The sequence below is a fragment of the Burkholderia sp. AU6039 genome, assembly GCF_002223365.1.
Classification (GTDB): domain Bacteria; phylum Pseudomonadota; class Gammaproteobacteria; order Burkholderiales; family Burkholderiaceae; genus Burkholderia.
The window spans coordinates 1,945,328-1,963,708 of the sequence record NZ_NKFK01000003.1; the positions used below are offsets into that span (position 1 = coordinate 1,945,328).

The following is an 18,381-nucleotide window of genomic DNA, read 5'->3' on the forward strand; positions in this document are numbered from 1 at the left end:
CATCCATTGAATTACGCCTGGCGTTCGACCGACTTGCCTTCCAGCACGGCCGACAGCCGGCGCAGATCGAGGCGCGCCGCGTCGGCGCCCTGCAGTGTTTCCAGATGCGTGCCGAGCCGTTCGAGCGCCGCGACGATCTCGTCGACGCGGCGGCTTTCCTTCGCCGCGTGATCGATCAGCCCGTGAATCGCGAGCGACATCGGATCATCGGCATTCGGCGTGATCCCGTATGCGCAGAACGCCGCGCGCTCGGGCTGCGGCTTCGGCTGCGCCGGCATCACGACGCGCGCCGGATTGCCGACCGCCGTGCCGCCTGCCGGCACCGGCTTCACGACGACCGCGTTCGAACCGATCTTCGCGCCCGCACCGACCGTGAAGCCGCCGAGCACCTTCGCGCCCGCGCCGACGATCACGCCGGCCTCGAGCGTCGGGTGACGCTTGGCGCCGCGCGTAAGCGACGTGCCGCCCAGCGTCACGCCCTGATAGATCGTGCAGTCGTCGCCGACGATCGCCGTCTCGCCGATCACGACGCCCATCCCGTGATCGATGAACACGCGCCGGCCGATCGTCGCGCCGGGGTGAATCTCGATCCCCGTCAGGAACCGGCCGGCCTGCGACGCGAAACGCGCGAGCCAGTAGCGCTTCGCGCGCCAGCATGCGTGCGCGAAGCGATGCAGCACGAGCGCATGCAACCCCGGATAACAGGTCAGCACTTCCCATGCACTGCGAGCGGCGGGATCCCGCTCGCGAATCGTTGCAACGTCTTCGCGCAGTCTCGTGAACATGATGTGGTCTGGGGAAAGGCCGGCGCGCATCGCCGGCAATGACCGGCCGTTATCGCGCCCGGTAATTTACTTATGACGTTCGGCGATTGTAGGGCGAGTCACGAACGGCCGCACGCGCTCGCCAGTTCACCCCGCCGCCGGCACGGGTATTCGGGCGGAACGCCTGCTGTTACCGGGTTGGCGGGGTGATCGACCAAGTGAAGTGATCGGCCTCGGCGCGTTCGGCGGCCGACCCGGCACCTGCCGACGGGGTGGTTGCCCCAGGCGCCGACGCATCCGCCACCCCGTGCGCCGACCGCTTACGCGTCGCCGTCGGGCTTGCCCGATTTCAGCAGGATGTGCTTCGCGACGCCGCGCAGGATGTTGACCTCCTCGCGCTCGAGGCCCGTGCGCGCGAACAGGCGCCGCAGCCGCGGCATCAGCTTCTTCGGGTTGCGCGGATCGAGGAAATCGAGCGCGATCAGCGCGTTCTCGAGGTGCACGTACATCCGCTCGATCTCGTCGCTCTGCGCAAGCGTGCCGGCTTCGGCCGACGGTTGCGCCGACGGCTCGCTCGCCTGCTCGAGCAACGCGACACGCAGCTCGTACGCAAGCACCTGCACGGCCTGTGCGAGATTCAGCGAACTGTAGGCCGGGTTCGCCGGGATGTGCGCCAGCGCACTGCACTGCTCGACATGCTCGTTCGCGAGGCCCGTGCGCTCGTTGCCGAACACGAGCGCGATGTCGCCCGTGCCGACCTGCGCGCACGCCTGCGTGGCGGCGGCACGCGGCGCCAGGCGCGGCGGCCCGTATTCGCGCGTGCGCGCGGTCAGCGCGATCGACCAGTGAACACCGGACAGCGCGTCGCCGAGCGTCGGCACGACATGGGCGGACGCGAGGACGTCGTCCGCGCCGCTGGCCATCGCGATCGCCTCGGGATCGCTCTGCACGTGCGGCACGCGGGGCGCGACCAGCACGAGACGCGAGAAGCCCATCGTCTTCAGCGCGCGGGCGGCCGCCCCGACATTGCCGGGATGGCTCGGCTCGACGAGCACGAAACGGGTGGACGTGAACCCGCCGGACGGCGGCTGGGACGAGGCCGCGCCCGGCTCGGACGGCGCGGCGGTGATCTGCGGGGTTTCCACTACGATACGACTCGGTTCATCAGAATGGCAGTATGGTATCGCCATCGCCGCGGCAAACCCACTCGTCCGGACGGATAGTGGGGGTTTCCCCGTACGCCGGTCGCCTGAAACCGACAAAAATCGGGTAAAATCATGCCTTTACGCGTCGCACTCCGTGCGGCGCGGGTCGTACCCCGTTCTTTGTCAATTCGCGTCTCATCTCGCCTGCCACGCTTGCGCCGTGCCGGGCGGTTGTTCCACTTCGTGGCGGCCCGTGCCGCCAGCTACAGGATCCAGGCTCATGCATCCCATGCTCAACATTGCTGTCAAGGCTGCGCGCCGCGCCGGACAGATCATCAATCGCGCGTCCCTCGATCTCGACCTGATCGAGATCCGCAAGAAGCAGCAGAACGACTTCGTCACCGAAGTGGACAAGGCCGCCGAAGACGCGATCATCGAGACGCTGAAGACCGCCTACCCCGACCACGCGATCCTCGCGGAAGAATCGGGCGAATCGGAGAACGAATCCGAATTCAAGTGGATCATCGATCCGCTCGACGGCACGACCAACTTCATCCACGGCTTCCCGTACTACTGCGTATCGATCGCGCTCGAGCACAAGGGCGTCGTCACGCAGGCTGTCGTCTACGACCCGAACAAGAACGACCTGTTCACGGCCACCCGCGGCCGCGGCGCGTACCTGAACGACCGCCGCATCCGCGTCGGCCGCCGCGACCGCCTGTCGGACGCACTGGTCGGCACGGGCTTCCCGTTCCGCGAAAAGGACGGCGTCGATGCCTACGCGCGCCTCTTCACCGAAATGACGCAGGCCTGCACGGGCCTGCGCCGTCCGGGCGCGGCCGCACTCGATCTCGCGAACGTCGCGGCCGGCCGCCTCGACGCGTTCTTCGAGCAAGGCATCAACGTGTGGGACATGGCAGCGGGCAGCCTGCTGATCACCGAGGCCGGCGGCCTCGTCGGCAACTACACGGGCGACGCCGACTTCCTGCATCGCCATGAAATCGTCGCCGCGAACCCGAAGATCTACGCGCAGATGATCCCGATCCTGAAGGGTTACACCCGCGTGCATCCGGCAGCGGAGTAAGCCCCGGCCGCGCCTGCATGGCGCGGCTTGCGCGCACGCCGCTCGCGGGCATCGTCATGACGGCGCACCGTTCGCCTCCCGGTTGCCGGGAGGCGAGACAATCTTCCCGCACAAGGGTCGCTTCGTGCGCCTATCCTGAAGTTGCCTGAGTTGTACGGGCCGGTCAGCGTACTGCCGCTTGCACGGCCCTTCCCGCAATGACAATGATGGGTTTGCGTCCGGCATGCCCGCACGGCGGACAACACCGCCGGCCAGCCGGCCCCCGACCGTATCAACACCGCCACGACGCCGTGGCAATCGCATCCGAGTCCCCATGTTACGGCTAAGCGAAATTAAACTCCCCCTCGACCACCCCGAAAGCGCGCTCGAGACCGCGATTCGCGCGCGCCTCGCGGAGCTTGGCGTGGCCGCGGACGGGCTCCTCCGTTACACCGTGTTCCGCCGTGCGCACGATGCGCGCAAGCGCGCCGACATCAAGCTCACGTATATCGTCGATGTCGAAGTCACGGATGAGGCAGCCGCGATCAAGCGCCTCGCCGGCAAGCCGCATTGCGGCGTGACGCCCGACATGGCGTACCACTTCGTCACGAAGGCGCCCGAGCACGGCAATTTCCTGCGCCCGGTCGTGATCGGCATGGGGCCGTGCGGCCTGTTCGCGGGGCTGATCCTCGCGCAGATGGGTTTCCGCCCCATCATCCTCGAACGCGGCAAGGCCGTGCGCGAGCGCACCAAGGACACCTTCGGCCTGTGGCGCAAGAGCGTGCTCAACCCCGAATCCAACGTGCAGTTCGGCGAAGGCGGTGCCGGGACGTTTTCCGACGGCAAGCTGTACAGCCAGATCAAGGACCCGAACCACTATGGCCGCAAGGTGCTGGACGAATTCGTCAAGGCCGGTGCGCCAGACGACATCCTGTATCTGAGCCGGCCGCACATCGGCACGTTCCGCCTCGTCAGCATGGTGGAAAAGATGCGCGCGTCCATCCACGAACTGGGTGGTGAAGTGCGTTTCGAAACGCGGGTCGACGATATCGAGATCGATCAGGGCAAGGTACGCTCGCTGAAGCTCTCGAACGGCGAAACGCTGCAGTGCGACCACGTGGTGCTGGCCGTGGGCCACAGCGCGCGCGACACCTTCCAGATGCTGCACGATCGCGGCGTCTATATCGAAGCCAAGCCGTTCTCGCTCGGCTTCCGTATCGAACATCCGCAGGGGCTGATCGATCGCAGCCGCTTCGGCAAGTTCGCGGGCCACAAGCAGCTCGGCGCGGCGGACTACAAGGTGGTCCACCACTGCAGCAATGGCCGCGCCGTCTACAGCTTCTGCATGTGCCCGGGCGGCACGGTGGTCGCGGCGACCTCCGAGCCGGGCCGCGTGGTCACCAACGGCATGAGCCAGTATTCGCGGGCCGAGCGCAACGCGAATGCGGGCATCGTCGTCGGCATCACGCCGGACGACTATCCCGGCGGCCCGCTGGCGGGCATCGCGTTCCAGCGCAAATGGGAAGAGCGCGCGTTCGAACTCGGCGGCGGCGATTACCGTGCGCCGGGCCAGTTGGTCGGCGATTTCATCGCAGGCCGGCCGTCGACGTCGCTCGGCTCCGTGGAGCCGTCGTACAAGCCGGGCGTGAACCCGACCGATCTCAGCACCGCGCTGCCGGATTACGTGATCGAAGCGATCCGCGAAGCGCTCCCCGAGATCGACAAGAAGATCGCCGGCTTCGCGATGCACGATGCGGTGCTCACCGGTGTCGAGACGCGCACTTCGTCGCCGATCCGGATTCGACGCAAGGACGATTACCAGAGCATGAACGTCGAGGGGCTGTATCCGGCGGGTGAAGGTGCGGGGTATGCGGGTGGCATCTATTCGGCGGCCATCGACGGGATCGAAGTCGCGCAGGCGGTGGCGCTCAGCATGACGTCGGGGCAAGCGGCCTGAGGTACGAAACGAGTCGGCACGCGAAGGTTCTCGACCTGAGCGGCGCCGACTTTCGCATGGCCGGCCAGGAGCGCGGTCGGACGGCGGCGTGAGAACGACCGCCGCCGGTCGCACAATCTCCGGCAATCTGGCCGAATGGCAAACGTCGCGCGTGCATGCCGAAGCCACTGGTCAGCTCGGGCAACCAAAGCAACAACTTCACGCCTGACTTATGACCACGCTGTCGCCCAACGCCTTCGCCGGTCATACTCCAATGATGCAGCAGTACCTGCGGCTTATCTGGCGTGTGGGACATGTTTGCATCCGATCGCCAACCCAATCCCGATCCGATTTAGTGCGGTGGCGATATGCCTTCAAAACGCTTCCACACCTTACTTAGCCTTCGATGATCGGCGGCAACGCGTGAAGCCAGATAGCCTCTGACGAAAGCCGCGCCACGATCGGCTTCGGTCGACTTCCGCGACACGATGCGCAGGAGTTTATCCGCTACAACCGCATCGTTGCGCCACCCAAGATCGTCCTGAAGGTCCGTCAGTGCATCGACGTAGTGACGCACGGCCCTTTTGGAAACCAATGACTGAAAAAACTCCGTCGCGTAGCGAACCTTCTTCGCCGCGATACGGGCGCGGTGCCGATGGTGGTTGTCCAGATCGGCAAGCTTCTTGCCACGCTTGATCAGCTTCCGGTGCCGACTGTGCAGCACTTCAACGGCGAACTTCCTCGCGGAACCTTCGATCGCCGCGCGCTGTTCGTCGGTCATCGCGTCGCGCCATCTTTTGACTTCCAGCCATAGCGTGAACTCCAGTATCAGCCGCGTGTAGCGAACCGACTCGACCGCGGTCGCCGCTCGTTTGCGGTTGGCCACTGCCATCTGCGTGCAAGCCCGCCGAATCGGCCCCAGCTCTTCTTCATTGCTATCAGCTCCGGCATGATCGAGCGTGGCCCCGGCCAGGACTCCCCAATCGCGCGCCGCACCGAGTTCTGCCGCAATCCAGCGCAGTTCGTCGTCGAGTCCGGAGTATGCGGGAAGCACCTTGGCGAACAAGTCCAACGCCGAACGCAAACGCCGGAGTCCCACCCGCATCTGATGCACGCATGACGGATCGTGACCGGAAACGACCCCGCGCGCGTTGGCGTGAACCTGATCAAGGCAGTTACGCAGGATCGTGCAGAACGCATCTTCAATTGAAGCACTCTTGCCGAGGCGGACGGGCTTTGCTCTTACGGCTTCCACATGCTCCGCGACAAGCAATTCGTAACCGACATCGGCCTTGCTGCGATGGTCGATTCGCAACGGTGCAGCCTTCAGGAGTTCGAGCGCCGTCGCATGGAGGGCTTGCCGGTTGCCCTGCTTGAGTTCGAGTTCGACTGCTGCAAGGGACACGGAGCCCGTTTTCGCCTCGATGGTTCCCTCATCTACGGCTACTTCGATTTCGTCTTCCGACGCAAGATGTATCGGGATCGCGGTTCGATTCATGCGCGTGACGAAAACGGGAGCGAGGCACGCGGCAACAGCCTGATCACGAATCAGCTTTCCGCAATCCGTGTCGGCGGGTATCGCCTCATGCAGCAGCGTGAGGTCAGGCGCGTCGCCATTGATTGGCATTTCGAACTCACTCCTGTCGAAAACCCCCGCATCAATAGCGCCCCCGAGCTTCAATGTCTGGATCCGCCGCCGGCCGTCGGCCCGCACACGCAGCGACGCGCCGTACCCGTGTAGAGCCAGATCCGGCGTGTCGAAATAGGTGCTGGTCAGGAGTTTCGATGGATTAGCCTCAGTGCGACCATGCACAAGCAGAGGCGCGCGACGAAGCTTGCCAAGGTGCTCGGGGGGGATTCGTAACTTCAACTCCTGTTCCATGGCTGCCTCCGTTCGGGATGTCACCCGTGCTCTGGGTCTAGCAAGTTTCAGTCCGAACTTCGAGCGTGGAACCACGTCTTGGCACCGTACGTGTTGAGCATAGGCGATTGTCGACAGCCACTTTCTTTTAGTCCTCCAGGGGCGGTAAATCCCGCTCCACCGCATCGGACGCTCGGTGGTTTGTCGTCTTTGGTTTCGGCCCAGACGCAAGGCTCGTATATCCATCGGGCCGGGATCAAGCAGGCGGTGTGACATTTACGATGCCCTCGATACCTTTGCCCTGCTGCGAGCGGCGCGAAGGTGTGTACTGATGGTCCGTCTCCGATTTGTGATTCCATATTCGGCGTCTGTTGCAGCGAGGGTTGGGAGACGCTTCGCCTCCCCACGCCATCACCCGTAACCGGCCAAACGGCCAACTTCGCGCTCGCACGTGAAGCCACTGGTAAACTCGGGCAACCAAAGCAACAACTTCACGCCTGACTTATGACCACGCTGTCGCCCGACGCCTTCGCCGGCCACACTCCAATGATGCAGCAGTACCTGCGCATCAAGGCCGACCATCCCGACACGCTTGTCTTCTACCGGATGGGCGACTTCTACGAGCTGTTCTTCGAAGACGCGGAGAAAGCCGCACGCCTGCTCGACCTGACCCTCACGCAACGCGGTGCCACCGCCGGCACGCCGATCAAGATGGCCGGCGTACCGCATCACGCGGTCGAGCAGTATCTTGCGAAGCTCGTGAAGATGGGCGAATCGGTCGCGATCTGCGAGCAGATCGGCGATCCCGCCACGTCGAAGGGCCCCGTCGAGCGCAAGGTCGTGCGCGTCGTCACGCCCGGCACGCTGACCGATGCCGCGCTGCTGTCCGACAAGAACGACGTCTACCTGCTCGCGATGTGCACGGGCCACAACAAGCGCGGCGTCGCGGTGAACGTCGGCCTTGCATGGCTGAACCTCGCCAGCGGCGCACTGCGGCTCGCCGAAATCGAACCCGACCAGCTCGCGGCCGCGCTCGAACGCATCCGGCCGGCCGAGATCCTGACGCCGGACGGCGCGACCGATGCCGTGCCGGCCAGCGCGGGCGCAAGCAAGCGCGTACCGGCATGGCACTTCGACATCGCGTCGGGCACGCAGCGCCTGTGCGACCAGCTCGATGTCGCGAGCCTCGACGGTTTCGGTGCGCATTCGCTCACGAGCGCGTGCGGCGCAGCCGGCGCGCTGCTGCTCTATGCGGCCGCCACGCAGGGCCAGCAACTGCGACACGTGCGCAGCCTGAAGGTCGAGAACGAAACGGAGTACATCGGTCTCGATCCGGCCACGCGCCGCAACCTCGAACTGACCGAGACGTTGCGCGGCACCGAGTCGCCGACGCTGTATTCGCTGCTCGACACGTGCTGCACGACGATGGGCAGCCGCCTGCTGCGGCACTGGCTGCATCACCCGCCGCGCGCGTCGGTCGCCGCGCAGTCGCGCCAGCAGGCAATCGGTGCATTGCTCGATGCACCGGCAAACGCAAGCCTCGATGCGCTGCGCAGCGCGCTGCGCCAGATCGCCGACGTCGAACGGATCACCGGGCGTCTCGCGCTGCTGTCCGCGCGCCCGCGCGACCTGTCGAGCCTGCGCGACACGTTCGCCGCGCTGCCGGCACTGCGCGAGCGCATCAGCGCGATCGTCGCGAACGCGGACGCACTCACCCGCGTCGACGCAGCACTCGCACCGCCTGCCGAATGTCTCGACCTGCTGACGAGCGCGATTGCGCCCGAGCCGGCCGCGATGGTGCGCGACGGCGGCGTCATCGCGCGCGGCTACGACGCCGAGCTCGACGAGCTGCGCGACATCTCGGAGAACTGCGGGCAGTTCCTGATCGATCTCGAAGCGCGCGAGCGCACGCGCACCGGCATCGCGAACCTGCGCGTCGAATACAACAAGGTGCACGGCTTCTACATCGAGGTCACGCGCGGCCAGACCGACAAGGTGCCCGACGACTACCGTCGGCGCCAGACGCTGAAGAACGCCGAGCGCTACATCACGCCCGAGCTGAAGACCTTCGAGGACAAGGCGTTGTCCGCGCAGGAACGCGCACTGGCGCGCGAGCGCGCGCTGTACGACGCGGTGCTGCAGGCGCTGCTGCCGTTCATCCCGGAGTGCCAGCGCGTCGCATCGGCGCTCGCCGAGCTCGACCTGCTCGCCGCATTCGCCGAACGCGCCCGCGCGCTCGACTGGGTCGCACCGACCTTCACCGACGAAATTGGCATCGAAATCGAACAGGGCCGCCACCCGGTCGTCGAAGCGCAGGTCGAACAGTTCATCGCGAACGACTGCCGCTTCGGCACCGAGCGCAAGCTGCTGCTGATCACCGGCCCGAACATGGGCGGTAAGTCGACGTTCATGCGGCAGACCGCATTGATCGCGCTGATGGCCTACGTGGGCAGCTACGTGCCGGCCAAGTCGGCATGCTTCGGCCCGATCGACCGGATCTTCACACGGATCGGCGCGGCGGACGATCTCGCGGGCGGCCGCTCGACGTTCATGGTCGAGATGACCGAAGCCGCAGCGATTCTCAACGACGCGACGCCGCAAAGCCTCGTGCTGATGGACGAGATCGGCCGCGGCACGTCGACGTTCGACGGCCTCGCGCTCGCGTGGGCCATCGCGCGCCACCTGCTGGCGCACAACGCGTGCTACACGCTGTTCGCGACGCACTACTTCGAGCTGACGCAACTGCCGGCCGAATTCCCGCAAGCGGCCAACGTCCACCTGTCGGCCGTCGAGCACGGCAACGGCATCGTGTTCCTGCACGCGGTCAACGAAGGCCCGGCCAACCAGAGCTACGGCTTGCAGGTCGCGCAGCTCGCAGGCGTTCCGGCGCCCGTGATCCGCGCCGCGCGCAAGCACCTCGCGTATCTCGAACAGCAGTCGGCGTCGCAGCACACGCCGCAGCTCGACCTGTTCAGCGCGCCGCCGGCGCCCGCCGACGATCTCGAATGCGCGGACGCGCCGGCGCTGCCCGACACACCGCATCCGGCGCTCGAAAAACTGCGCGATATCGATCCTGACGATCTCAAGCCGCGCGAGGCGCTCGACCTGCTGTACGAACTGCGCACGCTGGTCCGGTCGCACGATGTCGACGGACACGCGTAAGCGCATCCTGTGCGGCCTGCCGGCTCGCACGGCCGCCATGCTCGTCGCGGCGGCGCTCGCGCTCGCGCAGGCCACCGCGCTGGCCGCGCCGCCGAAGCGCAGCACCACGCCCTACTCGTTCGCGGTCGTGTCGGGCGTGATCAACGCCCCTGGCGACGAACCGGCCGCCCAGCGGCTGCTCGATGCGATCGCGCGCGAGCGCAACCTCGCGTTCGTCGTGTATGCGGGCGATCTCAAGGGTTCGAAGGAAGCGTGCCGCGATGCACTGTATTCGCAGCGGGGCGCGATCCTGGATGCGGCACGCGTGCCGCTCGTGTTCATTCCCGGCCACGACGACTGGGTAACGTGCAACACCGCGGCCGGCGGCGGCTACGATCCGGTCGAGCGGCTCGACTTCCTGCGGCAGACGCTGCTCGCCGATTCGGCACTGCCCGACCCCGGCGCGCTGCAGATCACGCGGGAAAGCGAAGTCGCACGGTTCCGACCGTATCGGGAGAACGCCCGCTGGATGCGCGACGACATCGTCTACGTCGCGCTCAACGCGCCGGCGCCGAACAACCATTACCTGACGGCCGGCGGCCGCAACGGCGAATTCGAGGACCGCATCATCGCGAACGGTTTCTGGATCGACCACGCGGCCGAATACGCGAAGCGGCGTGAGGCACGCGCGATGGTGGTGATGTTCGAAGGCGATCCGCAGTTCGAACGCTATGAACGCGCGGAACGTTTCGCTTGGCTGCGTTTCAACCGGCCGCGTGTGCGCGACGGCTTCCGTGAGCTGAAACGAACGCTGGTGAAGGCGGCGGCGACGTTCCGCGGCCCGATACTCGTGATGCACGCGAGCGGTGAGCCGCTTGCGAACGGTTTTCTGATCGACCGCCCGCTGCGGGCAGACGACGGTGAACTGGTGGGTAATGTGACGCGCGTCGCGATCGGACCGCGCCATCCGACGAATCAGTGGGTCAAGGTGAGCGTGTCGCCGGCACGGCAGACGATCTTCAACGTGAGCCTGCAGGAGGTGCCGAAGAACCTGCCCGTGCCACCCGCGCTGCCGCTCGTGCCGCGTGACGACGTGCCGCTGCCGCAGATGCCGGAAATCCCTGCGTTGCCGGCGCTGCCCGACTCGTCGTCGGTCGCGCCGCCATTGCAGGGTGACGGCGCCGCACCGGGCGGCGCGTCGTGGCCGGCGCCCGCCCCTGCGTCGGGGCCGGCACCCGGCTTGCCTGCGAGCTCAGTGCAGGGTACGCCCTGACGGCGCTTCGCCGTCTTCGTCGTCGTCCTCGTCGACGATCTCGAGCCCTTCCGCGCCATGTGCGTGCTCATGCTCGATTTCGTCTTCGGTGGCTTCGCGAACGTCCTTCACGGTGAGCGCGAAACGCAGCGCCATGCCGGCCAGCGGGTGATTGCCGTCGAGCACAACCTTGTCTTCGGCGACGTCGGTGACCGTGTAGATCAGCGAATCGACTTCCTCGTCGCCGTCTTCCGGCGTGCCTTCGAACTGCATGCCCACTTCGAGCGGCTCGGGAAAACGATCGCGCGGCTCGATCTTCACGAGTTCGGGATCGTAGTCGCCGAACGCGTCCTGCGGCTCGAGCTGAACCTGCGCCTCGTAGCCCGGCTCATGGCCGTCGAGCTGTTCCTCGATCTTGGGGAACGTGCCATCATAGCCGCCGTGCAGATAGACCATCGGCTCGTCGCTTTCCTCGATCAGATTGCCCTGTGCATCGGACAGCTTGTAAGTGACCGACACGACGGTGTTTTTTGCGATTTTCATCCAATTCTCCCAAATACAAATCTCATTATACGATGCGCAACCGGTCTCAAGCCGAACCGCGGGATGCCGCTGCCGCCCCGTTCGGCGCGCCGCCTTCCGATCTTCCCACACCGCTGCTCGGCGGTCTTACGCCGGCGCAATTCATGCGCGGCTACTGGCAGAAGAAGCCGCTCCTGATCCGCCAGGCCATCCCCGGCGTCGCATCGCCGGTCTCGCGCGACGCGTTGTTCGAGCTCGCAGCGGACTATGACGCGGAATCGCGACTGATCACCCATTTTCGTAACAAGTGGCAACTGGAGCAGGGCCCGTTCGAGCCCGGCTCGCTGCCGGCCGTCACGCGCAAGGCCTGGACCCTGCTCGTGCAGGGGCTCGACCTGCACGTCGATGCCGCGCGCGCACTGCTCGACCGCTTCCGCTTCATCCCCGATGCGCGTCTGGACGACCTGATGATCTCCTATGCGACGGACGGCGGCGGCGTCGGTCCGCACTTCGATTCGTATGACGTATTCCTGCTGCAAGTCGAAGGCCGGCGCCGCTGGCGCGTCGGCGCGCAGAAAGACCTGTCGCTGCAACCGGACGTGCCGCTGAAGATCCTCGAAAATTTCGAGCCGAGCGACGAATGGGTGCTGGAACCCGGCGACATGCTCTACCTGCCGCCGCACATCGCGCACGATGGCGTCGCCGAAGGCGAATGCATGACCTGCTCGATCGGCTTCCGTGCCCCGTCCGCCGGCGAGCTGGGCGCCCAGTTCCTGTACTATCTCGCGGAGCGTGGCGGCCTGCGCGACGGTTGCGGCGATGATCTTTACCGCGATCCGAAGCAGCCGGCCGTCGACACGCCCGCCCAGCTGCCTCCGGCGATGGTCGAGCGCGTGGCCGAGATCGTGGACGCGATCCGCTGGCGCAAGCGGGACGTCGCCGAATTCCTCGGCTGCTACCTGAGCGAGCCCAAGCCGAACGTCGTTTTCGACCCGCCCGCGCGCCCGCTGTCCGAGGCCGCGTTCGTCACGCAAGCGTCACGCCGTGGCGTGTGTCTCGACAGAAGGGCCGCATTGATGTATAACGCGCGCTCGTACTTCATTAATGGTGAAGAAGGACCGCTCGAGCAGGCCGGCGAATGGCTGCCCGAACTGGCCAATCAACGCCAGATGGAGGCGAAACGGTTTGTAACACTATCCCGGGTTCCCTCGATGACAGCCTTGTTGCACGAGTGGTATCGTGCGGGCTGGATACGGGTCGGAAACCGGATTTAGTGTGAGTCGCCCCGTATGCCCGTACGGATCAAATTCTGTATGGGAAAGACAACGTATTGACCCCGCATTTGTCGACGGTCGATAGGAAAGTGCATATAATTTCCGCCCAAGCCGTAGGGAAGATTCACGCTCTAAGAAGTGCATCTCCACCAGCGGCCCAGGTCGGTGTTGGAGCACATTACCGGTATTGTTTCGCGCTGTTGCTTACCTTTAACCATAAAAGGACGTGATCATGAAGAAATCCCTCCTCGTAGCTTCCCTGTTGGCTGCTGTTGCACTGGCTGCTTGCAACAAGAGCGCTGATCAAGCTGCTTCGTCGGCTGCAAGCGACGCGGCTGCTGCTGCTTCGTCGGCTGCTTCGGCAGTTGCTGGTGCTGCGAGCGACGCTTCGGCTGCTGCTTCGTCGGCAACGGCTGCTGCGAGCGACGCTGCTGCTGCAGTGGCGTCGGCTGCTTCGGCAGCGACGGCTGCTCCGGCTTCGGGCGCAAGCCAGTAAGCCTCAGCGTCAGCTGAAAAAAAACCGGCCCGAGGGCCGGTTTTTTTACGTCTGTCGTTTCTGCGTCTATCGCACGGCAGTCGCACCGGGCCGCCGCGGCGGCCCTGCCCCGCTCATCCGAGCGCCAGCCAGTCGAAGCCCGCATCCTGCGTGGCCACGACCACGTCGTCCCCGCTCGTCCCCAGTACACCGCCAAACGCCTGGCGGACCAGTTCCGGCAGGTTGTTCTGCTGGCTCAGGTGCGCCGCGACCAGGTGCTTGAGGCGGCTGCGCTCCAGCGACGCGAGGATGTCCGCTGCCGCGTCATTGCTCAGGTGGCCGTGGTTGCCGCCGATACGCGCCTTCAGCGACTGCGGATAGCGGCTCGAGGCCAGCATCGCGGTATCGTGGTTGGATTCGAGCACCAGCGCGTCACAGCCGCTCAGGACGGCCGTGATGTGCGGCGTGGCCATCCCGACGTCCGTCAGCACACCGAGCCGGCTGGCGCCGTCCATAAAGACGAACTGGAGCGGCTCACGCGCGTCGTGTGGGACGGTATAGGGCATCACGGCCAGATCGCGGATCGCGGCCGTCTCGTCGCCCCACAGCACGTGGAGATCGACATCGGCCTCGTCCGCGCCGACCGCGCGCGCGGTACCCCAGCTCATGTAGAGCGGCAGCGATCCGCGGCGGGCGAGCGTCAAAGCGCTGCCGACGTGGTCGCTGTGTTCGTGGGTAATGAGAATCGCATCAAGATCGCCGATGCTGAGATTCAGTCGGCCGAGCCGGCGCTCGACCTCCTTGGCGGAAAAGCCGCAGTCGAGCAGCACGCGGGTGGTCGTCGTGCCGCTCGAGGCCTCGACGACCAGCGCGTTGCCTTCGCTGCCGCTTCCGAGGCTGGAGAATCGCACGCGCTTAGTTCAGCTGCGCGTGGAGCAGCGAAATGATCCGCTGAGCGTCCGACGAGTTGTCGACCTGGCCGTTTGCGCCGACCACCGCAACCAGCGTGCTGCCGTTGCCCTGCGCGCGCACGTTGACGAGGTACTCCTTGCCCGGCTTCGCGGCCGACGGACCGCCATAGAACAGCTTGCCGAACAGGCCGTCGCGCTTGAGCTCTTCCATCGTGTTCGCATAGCGCACGGTGTACACGCCCTTCTCGCGATCACGATTGTCGACCGCGAAGTTGGTGCGATCGAGCGCCAGGCCCACGCGCAGCCATGCGCGATCGAACGACTCGGCCAGTTGCAGCGTCGCCCCGCCGCTGCTCGTGTCGCTGACCTGCGCCGGCGCCGTCGCGGGACGGGCATCGGTCAGCAGTTGCTTCGCCTGCGCATCGGTCAGGCCGAACTTCTGCATCAGCTTCGACAGGAATACGGCTTCGAGCACCGGGTTGCGCGGACGCTCTTCCCAGCGCGACGACGTGCCGCCCTGCGGGCCGACCATCATTTCTTCCATCGCGCTGTGCGTGATCGAGATATCGGTGTTGCCGTCCGACGTGCGGTTCACGAGCGTACGGAAGCGGTCGCGCGTGCCGGACGAGTACGCGAAGTCGATGACCTTGCCGATCGTACGGCGGAACCAGTCGTCGGGGATGTTCGCGCGGTTTTCAGCCCAGTCGGTGGCCATGATGCCCGTCGACGGCGCATCGGTCTTCAGCGAGAAGCCGTTCTCCTGCCAGAACTCCTTCAGGATCGGCCACAGCTGCTCGGGCGTGCGGCCATCGACGACGAGCCAGCGGCGATCGCCGTCGCGCTCGATGTGCATGCCGAGCGGATCCTGCGCGCTCGGGATGCCGTCGGTCGCGTTGCCCGCCTGCGTCGTGACCCGCGGCGGCAGCGTGCCGAGGCCGGCGTTGCTCGGCGGCGCGACGAACTGCTGCGTCGTCGGCACCGGCTTCAGGTCGCTCGGCACCGCGAGCGGCGGCGCCGAACCGGTGTTCTTGTAGTTGACCCGGTCAGGGGCCAGGTAGTCGTTCAGCGTATCGCAGCCGGCGAGCGCGCCCAGCGCCAGCGCCATCACCGACATCTGGATGGCGCGAGAGGAAAAGGCGAAACGTTTCATGAAATCCTTCGTCTTGCTAGAACGCTCGTCAGGAGCGGCGCCGGACGGAGCCGGCCGGTGCGGGTTGATCAGGGTTCGAGCCGGCGGCCGCAGGACGCGGCCGCCTCGGCATCAGGCGAGGACGCCGGCCTCGACGAGGGCCGAACGCACGGCTTCGTGGCAGCGCTCGTCGAGCGCCGTGAGCGGCAGCCGGATGCCGCCCTGCATCTTGCCCATCGCCTGCAGCGCCCACTTCACCGGAATCGGGTTCGCTTCGATGAACAGGTTCTTGTGCAGCGACAGCAGCTTCATGTGCAGCGCGCGAGCCGTCTGTACGTCGCCGGCCAGCGCCGCGCGGCACAGGTCGCTCATCGCGCGCGGTGCGACGTTCGCCGTGACCGAGATGTTGCCGTGGCCGCCGAGCAGCATCAGTGCGATCGCGGTCGGATCGTCGCCGCTGTAGATCGCGAAATGCTTCGGCGCGGCCTTGATCAGGTGCGCGGCGCGATCGATGTTGCCGGTCGCTTCCTTCACGCCGATGATGCCCGGGACTTCCGCGAGGCGCAGCGTCGTCTCGTTCGCCATGTCGGCGACCGTGCGACCCGGCACGTTGTACAGGATCACCGGCAGGTCGACCGCTTCGGCGATCGTCTTGAAGTGACGGTACATGCCTTCCTGCGTCGGCTTGTTGTAGTACGGCACGACCTGCAGCGTCGCGTCCGCGCCGACAGCCTTCGCGTGCTTCGTCAGCTCGATCGCCTCGGCGGTCGAGTTGCCGCCCGCGCCCGCGATGATCGGGATGCGTTTCGCCGCATGCTCGACCGCCGTGCGGATCATCAGGATGTGCTCTTCGACGTTGAGCGTTGCCGACTCGCCGCTCGTACCGACCACGACCAGCGCATCGGTGCCTTCCGCGATGTGCCAGTCGATCAGTTTGCGAAACGCCGGCAGGTCGAGACTGCCGTCTTCGAGCATCGGGGTGACGATCGCGGGGATGCTGCCGCGGATTTGAATGCCGTCTTGGGTGCCGTTAGCCATGAAACGCGAATGAGATTATGTACCGGTAAACATTGAGATTGTAGCGGATTAGCCGGGCAGTTCGTAACGTGGAATTCCCGCCCCCGCCTTCGGGGTCGCGCCCTCGCGCACTGCGCAGAGACGCTGGACGAATGCCTCGCGCGGCGCGGCGACGAACCCGTCCTCGTACGCGACCACCCGCAGGCGGCCGTGCACGGCGTCCAGCAGCTCGCCCGGGGCGAGCAGGAACGCGGGGTTGGACGGTTTCCCGATCGTTTCGTTTCCTTGCGCGAAGGTTTCGTAGATCAGCACGCCGCCCGGCGCCACCGCATCGAGCAGATGGGGCCAGAGCGGACGATGCAGATAATTCGTGACCACCACCGCCGCAAACTGCTCGCCGGCCGGCAACGGCCACGGCGCGCCTTCGAGATCGGCGTCACGGGCATCGACGCCCGGAATCGAACGCAACGCGGCCAGCGCGGCCGGGTCGCGGTCGAGTGCGACGACCGGATGGCCGTGCGACGCGAACCAGCGCGCATGGCGGCCGCCGCCCGCGGCGACATCCAGCACCGCGCCGCCCGGCGACACGAGCCGCGACCATTGCGCGACCCAGCGCGACGGCTCGGCCTGGGCGACGTGGCCGCCCGCGGCGGCAATGACGGATGCGCTCATGCGGCCGATCAGTTGTACGACAGGCCCATCGCGTCACGCACGTCGCGCATCGTTTCGGTCGCGTACTTGCGCGCCTTGTCGCAACCGTCCGCGACGATCGCGCGCAGCAGCGACGGGTCGTCCATGTACTTCTGCGCGCGCTCGAGCATCGGCTGCTGTTCGCGCAGGATGCCTTCGACGACCGGCTGCTTGCAGTCGAGGCAGCCGATGCCCGCCGAGCGGCAACCCTTCTGCACCCAGTCGTGCGTCGCTTCGTCCGTATAGACCTGATGCAGCTGCCACACCGGGCACTTGTCGGGATCGCCCGGATCGGTGCGGCGCACGCGCGCGGGATCGGTCGGCATCGTGCGGACCTTCTTCGTGATCGTCTCGGCGTCTTCCCGCAGGCCGATCGTGTTGCCGTACGACTTGGACATCTTCTGCCCGTCGAGGCCCGGCATCCGCGATGCTTCGGTCAGCAGCGCCTGCGGCTCGACCAGGATGATCTTGCGCGCGCCTTCGAGATAGCCGAACAGGCGCTCGCGGTCGCTCATCGACAGGCTCTGCGATTCCTGCAGCATCGCGCGCGCCTGTTCGAGCGCCTCGTCGTCGCCCTCCTGCTGATACGCGTTGCGCAGCTCGTGATAGAGCTTCGCGCGCTTGCCGCCGAGCTTCTTCGCGGCATCGAGCGCCTTCTCCTCGAAACCCGGCTCGCGGCCGTACAGGTAGTTGAAGCGGCGCGCGATCTCGCGCGTCATCTCGACGTGCGGCACCTGGTCTTCACCGACCGGCACGAGCGAGCCGCGATACAGCAGGATGTCGGCCGCCATCAGCACCGGATAGCCGAGGAAGCCGTAGGTCGACAGATCCTTGTCCTTCAGCTTCTCCATCTGCTCCTTGTAGGTCGGCACGCGTTCGAGCCAGCCGAGCGGCGTGCTCATGCCGAGCAGCAGCGCGAGTTCGGCGTGCTCCGGCACCTTGCTCTGGATGAACAGCGTGGCCTGCGCCGGATCGATGCCGGATGCGAGCCAGTCGATCAGCACGTCCCACACGTTCTTCTCGATGACCTCGGGAGTCTCGTAGTGCGTCGTCAGCGCATGCCAGTCGACGACGCAGAAGAAGCACGGGTACTCGGACTGCAGCTTCACCCAGTTTTTCAGCACGCCGTGGTAGTGACCGAGGTGCAGCGACCCGGTGGGTCGCATGCCGGAGAAAATACGTTCAGGGAACATGATTGTCG

At 66.0% G+C, this 18,381-nt stretch carries 15 protein-coding genes and 1 pseudogene; 7 read left to right on the forward strand and 9 right to left on the reverse strand.

Going from position 1 to position 18,381, the window contains the following annotated elements:
* Positions 1–11: 11 nt before the first annotated feature.
* Complete coding sequence (gene cysE / locus CFB39_RS11860; RefSeq protein WP_089473133.1) at positions 12–815, reverse strand: serine O-acetyltransferase; 804 nt, start codon at positions 813–815, stop codon at positions 12–14.
* A gap of 269 nt (positions 816–1,084) precedes the next feature.
* Entirely contained in the window at positions 1,085–1,909 is an 825-nt protein-coding gene (locus tag CFB39_RS11865) for an RNA methyltransferase (protein ID WP_089431252.1), read from the reverse strand.
* A gap of 280 nt (positions 1,910–2,189) precedes the next feature.
* Here CFB39_RS11865 and CFB39_RS11870 point away from each other — a divergent pair, with 280 nt between their 5' ends.
* Positions 2,190–2,993, forward strand: a complete 804-nt coding sequence (locus CFB39_RS11870; protein ID WP_089473134.1) for an inositol monophosphatase family protein — start codon at positions 2,190–2,192, stop codon at positions 2,991–2,993.
* Positions 2,994–3,306: 313 nt separating this feature from the next.
* Positions 3,307–4,929: an NAD(P)/FAD-dependent oxidoreductase gene (locus CFB39_RS11875; protein WP_089473135.1), complete on the forward strand. Its 1,623-nt coding sequence runs from the start codon at positions 3,307–3,309 to the stop codon at positions 4,927–4,929.
* A gap of 331 nt (positions 4,930–5,260) precedes the next feature.
* Here the strand turns inward: CFB39_RS11875 and CFB39_RS11880 are convergent, their stop codons facing one another.
* Entirely contained in the window at positions 5,261–6,790 is a 1,530-nt protein-coding gene (locus CFB39_RS11880; protein WP_089473136.1) for a CYTH and CHAD domain-containing protein, read from the reverse strand.
* A 483-nt stretch (positions 6,791–7,273) separates the two neighbouring features.
* Between CFB39_RS11880 and mutS the strand changes: the two genes are divergently transcribed.
* Both mutS and CFB39_RS11890 read left to right on the forward strand, forming a co-directional pair.
* The gene (mutS, locus tag CFB39_RS11885) at positions 7,274–9,931 is read left to right on the forward strand and encodes a DNA mismatch repair protein MutS (protein WP_089473137.1); all 2,658 of its coding nucleotides are present in this window, start codon (positions 7,274–7,276) and stop codon (positions 9,929–9,931) included.
* Positions 9,912–11,183 (forward strand): hypothetical protein, encoded by a 1,272-nt coding sequence (locus tag CFB39_RS11890; protein ID WP_179257669.1) that lies wholly within the window; start codon positions 9,912–9,914, stop codon positions 11,181–11,183. Before mutS ends, CFB39_RS11890 begins: the two co-directional genes overlap by 20 nt.
* Here the strand turns inward: CFB39_RS11890 and CFB39_RS11895 are convergent.
* Positions 11,163–11,705 (reverse strand): peptidylprolyl isomerase, encoded by a 543-nt coding sequence (locus CFB39_RS11895; RefSeq protein ID WP_059554208.1) that lies wholly within the window; start codon positions 11,703–11,705, stop codon positions 11,163–11,165. The two genes, CFB39_RS11890 and CFB39_RS11895, sit on opposite strands and share 21 nt — an antisense overlap.
* Before the next feature lie 32 nt (positions 11,706–11,737).
* Between CFB39_RS11895 and CFB39_RS11900 the strand changes: the two genes are divergently transcribed.
* The 3 genes and pseudogenes from CFB39_RS11900 (at position 11,738) to CFB39_RS11910 (ending at position 13,454) form a co-directional block, all read left to right on the forward strand.
* Positions 11,738–12,958 (forward strand): cupin domain-containing protein, encoded by a 1,221-nt coding sequence (locus tag CFB39_RS11900; protein WP_089473138.1) that lies wholly within the window; start codon positions 11,738–11,740, stop codon positions 12,956–12,958.
* A 56-nt stretch (positions 12,959–13,014) separates the two neighbouring features.
* Positions 13,015–13,261: pseudogene (locus tag CFB39_RS41150) on the forward strand (hypothetical protein).
* Positions 13,191–13,454: a hypothetical protein gene (locus CFB39_RS11910; protein WP_021162672.1), complete on the forward strand. Its 264-nt coding sequence runs from the start codon at positions 13,191–13,193 to the stop codon at positions 13,452–13,454. The pseudogene CFB39_RS41150 and the gene CFB39_RS11910 overlap by 71 nt, the downstream one beginning before the upstream one ends.
* A 113-nt stretch (positions 13,455–13,567) precedes the next feature.
* Here the strand turns inward: CFB39_RS11910 and CFB39_RS11915 are convergent, their stop codons facing one another.
* The 5 genes from CFB39_RS11915 to CFB39_RS11935 all read right to left on the reverse strand — a co-directional run bounded on the left by CFB39_RS11915 (position 13,568) and on the right by CFB39_RS11935 (position 18,373).
* Entirely contained in the window at positions 13,568–14,344 is a 777-nt protein-coding gene (locus tag CFB39_RS11915) for an MBL fold metallo-hydrolase (RefSeq protein ID WP_089473139.1), read from the reverse strand.
* Positions 14,345–14,348: 4 nt separating this feature from the next.
* Positions 14,349–15,494, reverse strand: a complete 1,146-nt coding sequence (bamC, locus tag CFB39_RS11920) for an outer membrane protein assembly factor BamC (RefSeq protein ID WP_089425741.1) — start codon at positions 15,492–15,494, stop codon at positions 14,349–14,351.
* A gap of 111 nt (positions 15,495–15,605) precedes the next feature.
* A complete protein-coding gene (gene dapA / locus CFB39_RS11925) occupies positions 15,606–16,511 on the reverse strand; it encodes a 4-hydroxy-tetrahydrodipicolinate synthase (RefSeq protein ID WP_011352532.1) in 906 nt (301 codons plus the stop codon).
* A gap of 48 nt (positions 16,512–16,559) precedes the next feature.
* Positions 16,560–17,162: a bifunctional 2-polyprenyl-6-hydroxyphenol methylase/3-demethylubiquinol 3-O-methyltransferase UbiG gene (locus tag CFB39_RS11930; protein WP_089473140.1), complete on the reverse strand. Its 603-nt coding sequence runs from the start codon at positions 17,160–17,162 to the stop codon at positions 16,560–16,562.
* Positions 17,163–17,170: 8 nt separating this feature from the next.
* Positions 17,171–18,373 carry a tryptophan--tRNA ligase gene (locus CFB39_RS11935; protein WP_011352534.1) on the reverse strand — a complete coding sequence of 401 codons (1,203 nt, stop codon included), beginning with the start codon at positions 18,371–18,373 and terminating at the stop codon, positions 17,171–17,173.
* Between the last annotated feature and the right edge of the window lie 8 nt (positions 18,374–18,381).

Bases quoted from the DNA above. Each gene is read 5' to 3' on its own strand.
- cysE (WP_089473133.1), bottom strand. From the start codon at position 815: ATGCGCGCCGGCCTTTCCCCAGACCACATCATGTTCACGAGACTGCGC.
- CFB39_RS11870 (WP_089473134.1), top strand. From the start codon at position 2,190: ATGCATCCCATGCTCAACATTGCTGTCAAGGCTGCGCGCCGCGCCGGA.
- CFB39_RS11875 (WP_089473135.1), top strand. From the start codon at position 3,307: ATGTTACGGCTAAGCGAAATTAAACTCCCCCTCGACCACCCCGAAAGC.
- CFB39_RS11880 (WP_089473136.1), bottom strand. From the start codon at position 6,790: ATGGAACAGGAGTTGAAGTTACGAATCCCCCCCGAGCACCTTGGCAAG.
- mutS (WP_089473137.1), top strand. From the start codon at position 7,274: ATGACCACGCTGTCGCCCGACGCCTTCGCCGGCCACACTCCAATGATG.
- CFB39_RS11890 (WP_179257669.1), top strand. From the start codon at position 9,912: ATGTCGACGGACACGCGTAAGCGCATCCTGTGCGGCCTGCCGGCTCGC.
- CFB39_RS11895 (WP_059554208.1), bottom strand. From the start codon at position 11,705: ATGAAAATCGCAAAAAACACCGTCGTGTCGGTCACTTACAAGCTGTCC.
- CFB39_RS11900 (WP_089473138.1), top strand. From the start codon at position 11,738: ATGCGCAACCGGTCTCAAGCCGAACCGCGGGATGCCGCTGCCGCCCCG.
- CFB39_RS11910 (WP_021162672.1), top strand. From the start codon at position 13,191: ATGAAGAAATCCCTCCTCGTAGCTTCCCTGTTGGCTGCTGTTGCACTG.
- bamC (WP_089425741.1), bottom strand. From the start codon at position 15,494: ATGAAACGTTTCGCCTTTTCCTCTCGCGCCATCCAGATGTCGGTGATG.
- dapA (WP_011352532.1), bottom strand. From the start codon at position 16,511: ATGGCTAACGGCACCCAAGACGGCATTCAAATCCGCGGCAGCATCCCC.
- CFB39_RS11930 (WP_089473140.1), bottom strand. From the start codon at position 17,162: ATGAGCGCATCCGTCATTGCCGCCGCGGGCGGCCACGTCGCCCAGGCC.
- CFB39_RS11935 (WP_011352534.1), bottom strand. From the start codon at position 18,373: ATGTTCCCTGAACGTATTTTCTCCGGCATGCGACCCACCGGGTCGCTG.